Below are 2,334 nucleotides of genomic sequence, written 5' to 3' on the forward strand. Positions count from 1 at the left end.
GGTGGGGGTGGGGGATCTTGTTTGAACGTGTGCTGGTCGACCGCCTGTATACGCGGTGTCGATCCTTGCTCGCCAGCTGCGGCTGCGCGTGCGCCTAAAGCTTGCTCGGCCGTCGCGGCTTGTTCCACGAGGGCGGCAGCTTTGGCTTGGTGGTCGTTGATGCGGCTCAGGATTTGCGCTTGACCCGCCGGCGAATTCGGGTCCGGGATGGCGCCGACCTCGGACGCCTCGAGTCGGGCGTTTGCATCGATGGCTCGGGCGCCTTCGAAGTTGATCCGACGGCTCTCATCGGTGATAGAGGCCCAGGTACCGTGAGAACGCGCGGTCGCATCCAGAACGAGATGGTCGGCTTGTGTGGCGACGGCGTAGGAAGCGGCCACGGCGGTTGAGAACCTCGCCCCGATTATCTGGGCGCGCGTGTCGTTGGTCCCTTGACTGAGGGTGCGAGCGTAGCTACTGAGGTCACCAAAGCCGCCGCCATCGACGGGGGTGGAGCCGAACAAATCGAAATAGCGCCGATGCTGTTCTTGTGACAGCATCTCCAGCTGCTCGATGGCATCCACGAGACAGCCCTCCTCCGCCGCGTCTGCCGTGCGTGGAGTAAACCTACCAACTGTGGCAGCTTGCTGAACTGCAGTTCGGGCAACAGCGGCGCGGCCTCAGCGCGCCGGTCACGGATGGGCGCTATGGCCTGTTACGTGCGTGTGGCTGGCCGGTCGAGATCCAGCACGGCTGTCAGTGTCTGTGTCCACCAGCGCAGTTGGCGGCGGCGGCTGGCGTCGGGTTCCTTGATGCCCGCAGTGCGACGAAATTCAGCACCGTAGGCGGGTTCGGTGGCCAGCGCCTGGTGCAGAGCGGCGACGGCGAGGCGGGTGTCGTCGCGTGGGGGGCGCCGGCCGCCGGATTTGCGCCGGGCGGCATGGAGGGCGTCAACGACAGGTTCCAAGATGCCGTCGCTGTGATCGCGCCATCCCGCGCTGTGGAGGGCCATCGCGAGCTCGCCGTATCCGTCGGCGTAGACCTCAGCGATACGGTCCACCAGCTCAGGTATCTGCGCGCCGGCGCGCACCCACTCCTGTGCGGCGTCCTCGACGGCCGCGCGGATCCGGCCGCTGCTGTGACGCAGCACAGCTGCGAGCAGCCCTTCGCGGCTACCGAAGTGATGGTTGACACCGGCGTCGGTTATGCCGACGCGCTCGGCGACGGCGCGTACTTCGACCGCCCGCGGCCCGGCCTCGATCAGCAATTCCTGAGCGGCGTAGAGGATTAACGACTGGGTTTCGTCTGGGCGGCGGCGTTTTCGAGATGGTGGCATGCAACGATCATACCTTGACGCGCCAAAGCGGCGCTGCTACGCTTTGGGGTGTCAAGGTAAAGATACGACCAAGGCCTCCGTAGCTCAGTTGGTAGAGCAGCTGACTTTTAATCTGCGGGTCCGGAGTTCGAGTCTCCGCGGGGGCACAGTTTTTCTGTATGACGCCGGTTGATGCTTGACATTTTGTCTTCGGGTGATGCCTGACGGTGTTTCGGCTGATGGTTGACAGTTACTTCGGTTGATCCTTGACACTCCTTCGATGAGGGAGTTATCCGTGGCCGAACAGAGGTATCAGGCCGTGTTGGCGGTGATCAGCGATGGGTTGTCGATCTCGCAGGTGGCCGAGAAGTTGGTTGGTGTCGCGCCAGACGCTGCACTCGTGGTTGGCCCGCTATGAGGCCCAGGGTCTTGAGGGCCTGGTGGATCGGTCGCATCGGCCGGTGAGTTGTCCACATCAAATGCCCGCGCGGGTCGAGGCGGTGCCGTTGGAGTTGCGCCGCTCGCGTCCATACTGGGGTCCGCGGCGGTTGGTGTTCGAGCTGGCGAAACGCCAGGTGTCGCCGGTGCCCTCGGAGTCAGCGGCCTACCGGGCCTTGGTGCGGGCGAACATGATCGATCCGGGTCTGCGGGATCGGCGCTCGCGCAAGTGGAAACGCTGGGAACGCGGGGCGCCGATGGAGTTGTGGCAGATGGACATCGTGGGCGGGTTCCCACTGGCTGATGGCAGCTGCGCCAAGGCGTTGACCGGGATTGATGATCATTCGCGGATGTGTGTCTGTGCGCGGTTGATGGCCCGGGAACGCACCCGGGCGGTCTGCGACGGGCTACGCGTAGCGCTACAGACCTACGGGGCGCCCGAGCAGATTCTCACCGATAACGGCAAGGTGTTCACCGGGCGGTTCAATCACCCCGTGGTCGAGGTGCTCTTTGATCGGATCTGCCGCGAACACGGCATCGAGCATCTGTTGACCCAGCCACGCAGCCCCACCACGACCGGCAAGATCGAGCGGTTCCACCGC

At 64.6% G+C, this 2,334-nt stretch carries 1 protein-coding gene, 1 tRNA gene and 2 pseudogenes; 2 read left to right on the forward strand and 2 right to left on the reverse strand.

The window, feature by feature from the left end; genetic code table 11:
- Both BST14_RS27920 and BST14_RS27925 read right to left on the reverse strand, forming a co-directional pair.
- Positions 1-563, reverse strand: a pseudogene (locus tag BST14_RS27920) (hypothetical protein); the annotation flags it as partial.
- Between the two features lie 131 nt (positions 564-694).
- Positions 695-1,315, reverse strand: a complete 621-nt coding sequence (locus BST14_RS27925) for a TetR/AcrR family transcriptional regulator (RefSeq protein WP_036474320.1) — start codon at positions 1,313-1,315, stop codon at positions 695-697.
- 73 nt (positions 1,316-1,388) lie between these two features.
- Between BST14_RS27925 and BST14_RS27930 the strand changes: the two genes are divergently transcribed.
- Positions 1,389-1,461: transfer RNA gene (locus tag BST14_RS27930), tRNA-Lys, on the forward strand.
- A 113-nt stretch (positions 1,462-1,574) separates the two neighbouring features.
- Positions 1,575-2,334, forward strand: a pseudogene (locus BST14_RS27935) (IS481 family transposase); the annotation flags it as partial.

The organism is Mycobacterium arosiense ATCC BAA-1401 = DSM 45069 (assembly GCF_002086125.1).
GTDB lineage: Bacteria > Actinomycetota > Actinomycetes > Mycobacteriales > Mycobacteriaceae > Mycobacterium > Mycobacterium arosiense.